We start from the raw sequence: 9,170 nt of genomic DNA, 5'->3' as shown, positions 1-9,170 counted from the left end.
GGCCCGCTCCGAGGCTCCCTCACGGTCGAGGTACGGTGAAGCACCACCGTCGATGGGGACAACTCCCCATCCCCGCACAGGGCTCGATGCGTGTCGGGGCGGGGTCAGCCGTTCAGCACCCAGTCGTCCCCCGGGCGCACCACGGCGGAGACGAGCTCTTCGAGACGCTCGGGGTCGGACCGCGGGACGAAATCGCTGAGCGAAGCAGTGGTGAGAACAGCCTCGGCGAACGGCTCGACGAACGCCATCCCGTAGGGCACGACAGGACCGAGCATCGCGCACACGGTCGTACCCTCACCGAAGAAGATCCAGCGGCGCGTCGCGAAGTCGAGACCGTTCTCCCGCTGCGCGAGGGTGGAGGAGAACCCGGTGCCGAGCGCGTCGGTTTCGGTGAGTCTCGGCGTGACGGGCAGGATCGCGGTGCTCGACCAGAGGAAGTCAGCCTGCTCCTGACGCGAGAGTTCATGCGTGATCACAGAGATCATCAGCGGTGCGACGACCCCGCCATCGACGCCCACGACGAGCAGGAGCCTTCGGTCATCGTCGGCCTGCGCCGCCACCGCGAGCAGGGCGGTCTCGATCTGCGCCGCGACCGTGGAGTGCGCACCGGCATCGCGAGCGAAGTCCTCCGCCGTCTGACGCGCCCACGTCACCTGCTCTTGCGGTGAGAGTCGTTCGCCAGGAATCGGGATGATGCGATCAGGCGCGTACGAGAGGGCGAGGTCCATCAGCGCACCGTCCATGTGAAGGTGCTGACGTGGGTGTCGAACAGTGCCGTCCAGAGCGTGAGGTTCGGGTGATCGGCGGGAAGGTCGGCCTCATGCGTCACGGTGGCCGTCCATTGCACCGCCTCGGTGAGCCTCGTTCCCGGAATCGGGATCAGGTAGTTGATCAGCAGCGACGCGACGTCTTCCCCGTCGAGGGACACCTCACGGCGCTCGGTCCACCGCACGATGCGCTGACCCTCACCGATGGCGATGCCGGCGTGGTGGCGGATCGCGCTTTCGACGAGCTGCTCCAGCGTCGCTTCGGGCGTCGAGGAACGCTTGAGCCCGACCAGGGTCGCCGCACCGATCGCCCAGGACGGCGCCGCCTCTCCCGCGAAGGCATACGCGAAGCCCTGGCGTGCCCGCAGTCCCTCGAGGGCCTCGTGCACCTTTCCTGCGAGGACGGGCCCGAAAGTCGTGTTCTGCGCACCCCGCAGGCGCGCGTCCGCCCGACGGATCAGGTCGCGTTCGGTCGCCTCGCTGAGGTCGAACGCCTCCCATCCCGGAGGGAGGAGCATCCGGTAGGGCGGGATGATCGTTCCGGAGTTTCCCGTCAGTTCCGCGCGCAGGCTGCTCATCGTCTCAGTCTTCCATGGGGCGACTCGCGTCGCTGTCGGTCACGAGAACGGATTCTGATCCGGGTCGAATGTGCCCGACCACGCACCGCCCGCGCTGTCTTTGATACCGCCGGCGATCGCGAAATGCGAAGCGAAGACGTTGCCCACCATGTCGAGCGTCTGCACCCCCGTCATCTGCGCGGCGAACGACGCGGCGCCGTTGCCCGTGAACAGTCGAGCGGAGAACTCGCCGAAACCCGTCGTGAATCCGCCGCGGATCTGGCTGAGCGTGCTCAGAGGAGCCCGCCCGGCGACGGCGTTGAAGAACCGCATGCCGTCGGCGCCGAAATCCGCGCCGCGGATCATCGCCATCGGACCACGCGCGAACTTGATCGCGGGACCGATCAGCGGGATGACCCCGATGACACCGAAAACGACATCGATGACCGACCCCTTGCCCCTCGCCAACCGCGCGACGGCCACGATCAGCGTGGCGACCGCGACGATGGCGGCGAGGGCGGCGATGATCGGGCCACCCACGATGATCGCGAGCACGGCGAGAACGATGCCGGCGACGGCGAGGAAGTCGGACATGAACTGCAGGAAGCCGTCCACGTTGTCCCAGAAGCCGTCTTCGATCTTGTCGGAGGTGTCTTCACGGATGTTGCTGGCCGCGTTGGTGAACGCGGTGTGCCAGCTGTTCCACTCGCGATCGTAGTCACCGGCACGCGCATCCCAGTCGCCGCGCGCGCTGCTCGCCGCCCCCGATGCGGCCTCGGCTGCGTCGTCACGCGCGTCCTCCGCCGCCTGCCGCGCCTGATCGTCGTCGGCATCCGCGCCCGTCGGATAGTCGGGGCTCTGCGCAGCCGCCGACGATGCGGCATCCTTCTTCTGCTGATACGTCGCCCACAGTGTCTCGAGATCGTCGAGGATCGTATCGATCGCGGCCTTCGAGGTCTCGAGGTCTGACGCATACTGCACGATGTGCGGCGCGACGGCGTCGTACAGGTCGGCTGCGCGGCCGAGCTCGGCGTGCATCTTTCCGGAGATCTCGGCGAGCTTGTCGACGGATTCGCCCTGCATGTCGGCGCCGTTGTCGACGAGGCGCTGCAGCAGCGTCGCGGAGTTGCTCATCGCGTTCGCGAGACCCTGCAGCGAGTTCCCCCGATCGCGGATCGCCTCCACATCACCGGTCAGAGCGCCGATCGGGTGACCCGCCGGCGAGGTCATGGGCATGTACTCGTACACGGTCAGCCTCCGCTGTTCTCGGACTTGGATGCGGCGTCACGGTCGAAATCCTGGAATCCCTTGATCACCGCAGCCACGTACTCTTCGACCGTCTTGCAATCATCCATGAGCTGCTTGCGGCGGTCGTCCCAGCGCCCCTCGAAGTCGGATGCCGCATCGCGCAGCGCACGCTCGCCGTAGGGTGAGCCCACGGCGCTCTCGAGATCGTTGCTGCGCGAACCGGCGTGCTCGAACTCCTCGATGATGTTCTTCAATTCGGTCTGCAACGGCTCGAGATCTCCGTACTTCAGCTTGACGCCGTCACCCACGTCCGTCCCCCTCATGAAACGTTCAGATCGAAGGGACCGGCTGCGGAGCCGGCCCCCTGAAAGTGTCCGTCGCGGCGATCTGATCGCCCCGGCTATGCAAACTCTACGAAGAGAATCACCCTTCGGTCGATGGGGACAACTCCCCATCCCAGGGTGACCCGTCGCTGTTAGCCCGTCGTGATCTTGGTGATCAGGGCGGCAGCCGCGAGACCTACGAGAAGCGGGACGAGACAGCCGACAGCCGCCGCCCGCCCGCCCTTGGGAGCGGCGAACAAAGCCTCCCGCCGCGTGCGACGAGCAGGATCCGCCTCCGCGACACCCGCCGTCTGCTCCGCGCGTCCGCGGACTTCCAGCAGTGACACCAGCGCGGCGAGATCCTCGATCCACTCCCAGTACGCGGGCTCAGCCATCGGGAGGTGCCGTCGGGCGATGACGTAGACCCGGTCGCCGACGACTTCGACGTCGCACCGCTCGGCGACCGCCGTCAGTGCCGCCTGCACGTCCGGAGAGAGCAGATGACGTACCGGCTCCTCCGTCGCCCGCGTCGTGAAGACCTCGAAGCGCGCGGCGAAGTCGCCCTCGATCTGCACGCGCTCCTGCGGCGCGGTCGGCTCCCATCCGGATGCCGCGACTGCGGGTGACTTGGTCACGAGGACCATCGGCGGCAGCGAGCCGGTCAGCGCGAACTCGACGTAGTTCGCGACCCGCGGCATGCGCGCGCGGGCGACCCAGGTGTCGAACGAGTAGTTCGCGGCCTCGAACGGGCGCGGGGACGGGCCGGAGACGATGTCGCTGGCGACTCGCGAGGTGCCGATTCCGAACAACGCTGCCGGCCGCTCAGGGTCGAGTTCGCCGGTGCGATAGGTGAGTCCGTTCGCCGCTGTGAACTGCTCGAGGCGGTACTCCTCGATCTCCCGCTCGCGCGGACCCCGGAGGTGGGATCGGATGCGGCCGACCGCGAGCGGCAGCACCATCAGCACAGCCAGAACGACGGTCGTCAGATCGGCGCCGTCGGCACCGAACATGAACTGCACGGCCACGACGGCCAGGGCCGCGAGTGCACCGGCGCCGACGACCAGCACGACCGATTGGAAGACGACCCAGCCGGAACCGAGCACCACGCCGAACCGGCGCCCCTCCCTCGTCACACGCTCACGGCTCTCCTGCCGCGCACGCACCGGATCCACACGCGCGCGCAGCGCGGCGTCGTCGAAGGTGACCGTCATCGTTCGCCCCTCCTTCGGAACCGATGCGTGTGCGCGCTCGCGCTCAGCGGACTGGCGTCCATGTGTCTCCTTCGATGAGTGGCAGCTGTACCGTGACCTGGCGTCCCGCTTGTACGAAGATGCCTCGACCGTCCGGGAAATCCGTGCGCTTGACCTTGGGGAACGGGACTTTGAAGATCGCATCGCCGTCGAACGCATCCGGCTTGAGAACAATGCCCTTGCGCCCGGCTTTGAAGTCGCCGATGAATCCGAAGCCGCTCGTCACCTGGGTGACGTCGGCGTCGCCCACCAGCAGGTGATCGCTCCGGTTGATCGCCTGGAAGAGCGCCTTCATCTCGCGTTCGGCGGGGCCGTCCGCGAACTGGGGCACGTCCTCGACGATGACGAGCATGCGCACCGGAATGGTTTCGTCGACGGCGATCTCGGCGATCTCCTTCGCGAGCTCTTTCGCGTCCTCCGGGGTGACCGCGCTCCGCGTCCAGTCGACGTAGCCCTTGAGCTGGGCTCGGCGACCGCCGAAGTGGAACAGCTTGACCTCGGGGTCGAACCGCCGTATCGACGTGATGATCCCCTTGAGCGCGGTGGTCTTGCCCGACGATGGCGGACCGGCGACCACGAAGGTGCCGACAGGGTCGAAGTCGCGTGCGGCCAGCGTGTCCTCCGCGACGCCGAGCACCGGGAACTCGCCCAGACGATCCGGGAGATCGCGCACGGACAGGCGGGTCGGCAGGGCGCCGATCTCCGGCACCTCCCTCGCCCCGGCCGCGCGCAGAGCCGTCGCGTGCTGTTCCAACAGCTTGGTCTGCTCAGCCACGTTCGGGGTGCCGCCCAACGTCGCGATCTGCGTCTCCCGCCCGTCGACGATCGCGCGACCGGGAGCCGAACGCTCGTCGAGCACGTCCTTGGGCGCGTTGAGCATCGCGTACCCGGATTCGTCGGAGAGCCGCAGGACCACGCGCCGCGACACGTTGGCGCTGACCGCGGTGGGCACGGAGCCCGAACGGTCGGCGCTCGCGATCACGTGCACGCCCAGCGGGCGCCCCTCTCCGAGAATGCGCATGAACGTCTGGTAGAACGGCATCCGCGCGGTGGTCGACTCCCACTCGCTGCGGAACTGCGGGAACCCGTCGATCAGGATCAGGATGCGGGCCTCATCCTTTCCGGTGATCTCCCGGTACTCGGTCAGGCTGGAAGCGTTGGCGGCGCTGAAGCGCTTGCCGCGGTCGTCGAGCACGGCGGCCAGCGAACGCAGCACGCGCTGCACGCGCTCGGAGTCGTCGCCGGAGATGATCGAGCCGACGTGGGGCAGCATCTCGAGGCTCTTCAGCGCACCCGATCCGAAGTCGAGGCCGTACACCTCGACGTTCGAATGCGCGGGCTCGAAACCCGCCGCGATCGCGATCGTGCGCAGGACCGTCGATTTGCCCGATCCGCTGGTCCCGTAGACGAGAAGCGACCCGTCCTTGTCGGGATGGAAGTACGCGGGCTCCTGCAGCTGCCGCTCCGGGACATCCATCTTGCCGAGCAGCACCTGCCCGTCGCCGAGCACCGGGAGGTCGCGCAGATCGACGGCGCCCTCGAGGTCGTCGAGCCACGGACGCCGGGGCGCCGGGATGCGGGCCTCGCGTGCCGCGTTCACGAGTGTCGCCACGATGCGCTTCTGGTCGTTGGGTCCGAGATCCTCATCGTGGGAGTCGGATTCCGGAGCCTGCTCGGCCTCCCAGGTCTGGATCGAGCCGAAGCGGAGCTCGGCGACCTTGACCTCGGCGACCTGCGCCTCATCGGTCGTCCACCCGCCCGCGTAGGCGGACTGGAACGGCACGAGGCGACCCGGACCGGTCTTCGCGATGCCGCGTCCGGGCAGCGAGGGCGGGAACGTCGCCGCCACCGGATCGTCCACGACGTCTTTCGAGTCGGATTCATCGGCCATCCGCAGCGCGACGCGCAGGTTCGTGTTCGCGCGCAGATTGTCCTTGATGACGCCCGCGGGGCGCTGGGTGGCCATGATCAGGTGGATGCCGAGGGAACGACCGCGCTGGGCGATGTCGACGACGCCGTCGACGAACTCCGGCACTTCTCCGGCGAGCGCGGCGAACTCGTCGATCACCAGCACCAGGGCCGGTGGCGTCTCGGGATCGCGACGCTTCTCGAGCTCGAGGAGGTCCTTCGCCTTCTTGCGGTTGAAGAGGTGCTCGCGATGGTGCAGCTCGGCGCGCAGGCTGGTGAGGGCGCGACGCACCAGGTGCGGGCTCAGGTCGGTGACCAGCCCCACGGTGTGCGGCAGGTCGACGCAATCCGCGAACGCGGAACCGCCCTTGTAGTCGACGAAGAGGAATGTGACGCGATCGGGGCTGTGGGCCGCGGCCATGCCGAGCACCCACGCCTGCAGGAACTCGCTCTTGCCGGCACCGGTCGTCCCGCCGACGAGCGCGTGCGGCCCCTGGGAGCGCAGGTCGAGGGTCATCGCGTCGGTCTGCGACTGCCCGATGATGGCGCGCAGGTTTCCGGCCTTCTTGAGCCGGGACTGCGGAGCACCGGAGCGATCGATGATGGTGTTGTTCTGACGCCACCGGTCGATCACGGCGCTCGCATCCTCGGCGACCTCGTTGCCCACCAGCGAGAGGAAGCTGACGGAGTTCGGGATGTCGGAGGAATCCTCGATCACCGTGCTGGAGTCGACGACCGGGGCGAGGCGCTTCGCGAACATGGTCATGTAGGCGTGCGAGACGCCCTCGACCTGCACCCCGCGGTAGTCCACGCCGCTGCGGACGGTACCGACCACGGCATCGGCGAGGCCGGAGCTCACATCGACGAACGTGCGGCACGCGGCGGGCAGCGCCTCGACGACCGGAGCGACGAAGAGCGCGTACACGCCGACGTCGGCGCCGCGTTCCAGGATCTGGGTCAGTCGAGCCCGGTCGACGGGAGCGTCGTTCGTGATGATCACCAGGATGGCCGTCTGGCCGGGGAACGTCGCGTCCTCTGCTGCCCGCTTGACGTCGGTCCCGTAGCGCATCGGATCCCAGTCGGCGCCGTACGGCGGCCGCGCGGACTTCGATTCCCGCGAGCGACGCAGCACGATCTCCTCCAGGCCGCTGAGCAGCGCCGTGCCCGTCGAGGCGGAATCGGCGAGGGGCATCTCCTTGAACGGGTTGCGCTCGCTCGAGGTGTGCGGCAGCCACTTGAGCCAGTCGAGCTCGTTCGCCCAGCCCGGCTCGGTGAGGGCGACGGTCACCAGCTCATTGGGGGAATGCGTACCGAACAGCTGCACCGCGATCCCGCGCAGCGCATCGCTCGCGAGCGACGTCGGCCCCGCGACGCCGATGGATCCCACGCTCTGGAGCGATTCCAGGATGGGGACGTCGTCGATCATCCGGTACCGCTCCTCGAGGCGGTCGACGCGCTCGACGTACTCGACGAGCGCCTCCGGGGTCTCGGTGCGCTTGATGCGCGTGCGCGCCTCGCTCTCGCAGACGCCGAGGCGCAGGGCGAGGAAGTTCCAGTGCTCCGGTCGACGCGTCCACAGCAGGGGTCCGAGGCGCATCGCCTCATCGAACACGACGGCGACGGCGGGAACCTCGTTCTGCCGCACCTCCCGCTCCTTCGGGTGCGAGTGGTAGAGCGTCTCCTCGAGCCGCTCGAACTGCTCCTCGAACGACTCCGCCTCCTTGCGCAGACGCTGACCGATGTTGGTCTTCTGGGAGATGAAGTTGCCGAACATCATCATCGGGGAGGCGGCGGCGATGAGCAGAGAGGCCGGACGCTGCGTGATGCTGAACATCGTCACGGCCAACAGGATCGGCGCGACGAGCATGGGCCAGGGGAAGAGCCGAGACGGCTGGTCGCGTGGGTAGCGCGGTTCATCCAGCTCCTGCCCCGTGAACCGTTCCTCCACGCGGGGGCTGCGATTGAACATCAGAGCACCCCCGCGCTCGAGCACCGGGTCGCCGCTGGCCGATCCGTCGAAGTCGCTCACCATGTGCACGACGAACTCGCAGTCGCCGAGCGCGAAGCTCTGTCCGGGAATCACGCGGAGCCGCTGCACGAGTCCGCCGTCGACGAGGATCCCGTTCGCCGAGTTCAGATCGACCAGCTCGACGAAGGTCGCGGCGACCTCGATACGAGCGTGCCGCTTCGAGACCAGCGGATCAGCGATCGTGACGTCGTTCGCGCTATCACGGCCGATCAGGAAGTGACCGATCGGCAGCGGGAACTCCTGGCCCGCGGCGGGACCGGCGACGACCGTGAGCACGGCGGCCGGGCGCGTGCCGGCTCCTCCCACCGATACCCGGTTCGGGCCGACGTTGACCACCTCGGCGAGGAAGCCGGAGCCGATCGGAGCGTCACCGACGAGCAGGTCGGGGTTGAGCATGGTGAGCTGCTCGCTGGTCGGCGGCGCCACCGAGAGAGTGAGCACGTCGGCCGGAGCCGCGGCGATACTGCGTGCGGGGTCGGTCGTGGCGATCTGACGCGCGACGTCGGCGATCGTCGCCGTCGAGTCGGCCATCACGACCACATCGGTCAGGGGTGCTGCGGGTCGACGCAGGGTCAGCTTGACTCTCATCGCTCGTCCTCACCGCGCCGAGGGCGCATCTCACTACTCAGGGTCATGCCCACTCCACCTGGAGGGACCGGTCGCCGAAGCGCACCGTGTCGCCGGTCTTCAGCTCGGCGGGGTGTCCGGCCGGGAGGACCGTCTCCGCACCGCCCCGGATGATCGCGCTGCCGTTGGTCGACGCCCGGTCGACGACGAAGACACCTCGTCGAGCCGGCATCACCGCTATGTGCGTCTTGGACACCGAGCGAGTGTCGTCGATCACCGGCACGAGCAGCGCCTCCCCCTCGCCGGCGGCCGCACTCGGAGACCGCCCGAAGAGCGTGGTGCCGCGCACCTCGATGCGCTCGCCCGTGTCGAGCACGAGGATCGCACGGACGCCCGCGGGTGCGGGAGCAGCGGGCGCAGCAGGCGCAGGTACAGGTACTGCAAGGGCGGGCGGTTCCGCCGCGGGCGGGGCGGGCGACCATGAGTCCCCAGTTCGCCGCCTACAACCGGGGCAAGCGCGG

7 protein-coding genes are annotated in these 9,170 nt (G+C 68.4%); all 7 read right to left on the bottom strand.

The window, feature by feature from the left end; translation table 11 throughout:
• Window positions 1-104: 104 nt before the first annotated feature.
• Entirely contained in the window at window positions 105-728 is a 624-nt protein-coding gene (locus tag DW307_RS02060) for a hypothetical protein (protein ID WP_136023791.1), read from the bottom strand.
• Window positions 728-1,345 carry a hypothetical protein gene (locus DW307_RS02055; RefSeq protein ID WP_021198491.1) on the bottom strand — a complete coding sequence of 206 codons (618 nt, stop codon included), beginning with the start codon at window positions 1,343-1,345 and terminating at the stop codon, window positions 728-730. The genes DW307_RS02060 and DW307_RS02055 overlap by 1 nt, the downstream gene beginning before the upstream one ends.
• A gap of 39 nt (window positions 1,346-1,384) precedes the next feature.
• On the bottom strand, window positions 1,385-2,572 hold the full coding sequence (locus tag DW307_RS02050) for a hypothetical protein (protein WP_168440971.1): 1,188 nt from the start codon (window positions 2,570-2,572) through the stop codon (window positions 1,385-1,387).
• A 2-nt stretch (window positions 2,573-2,574) separates the two neighbouring features.
• Window positions 2,575-2,895 carry a flagellar protein FlgN gene (locus DW307_RS02045; RefSeq protein WP_136023789.1) on the bottom strand — a complete coding sequence of 107 codons (321 nt, stop codon included), beginning with the start codon at window positions 2,893-2,895 and terminating at the stop codon, window positions 2,575-2,577.
• 152 nt (window positions 2,896-3,047) lie between these two features.
• Window positions 3,048-4,106, bottom strand: coding sequence for a hypothetical protein (locus DW307_RS02040; protein WP_136023788.1), 1,059 nt, complete (start codon window positions 4,104-4,106; stop codon window positions 3,048-3,050).
• A 43-nt stretch (window positions 4,107-4,149) separates the two neighbouring features.
• A complete protein-coding gene (locus DW307_RS02035; protein WP_029265872.1) occupies window positions 4,150-8,670 on the bottom strand; it encodes an FtsK/SpoIIIE domain-containing protein in 4,521 nt (1,506 codons plus the stop codon).
• Between the two features lie 43 nt (window positions 8,671-8,713).
• The gene (locus DW307_RS02030; RefSeq protein WP_029259848.1) at window positions 8,714-9,025 is read right to left on the bottom strand and encodes an FHA domain-containing protein; all 312 of its coding nucleotides are present in this window, start codon (window positions 9,023-9,025) and stop codon (window positions 8,714-8,716) included.
• Window positions 9,026-9,170 lie beyond the last annotated feature (145 nt).

It is taken from the genome of Microbacterium sp. K27, assembly GCF_004794435.1.
Lineage (GTDB): Bacteria > Actinomycetota > Actinomycetes > Actinomycetales > Microbacteriaceae > Microbacterium > Microbacterium maritypicum_A.
Note: the sequence above shows the minus strand (reverse complement) of the source record. Positions and strands in the feature narration are given on the sequence as shown.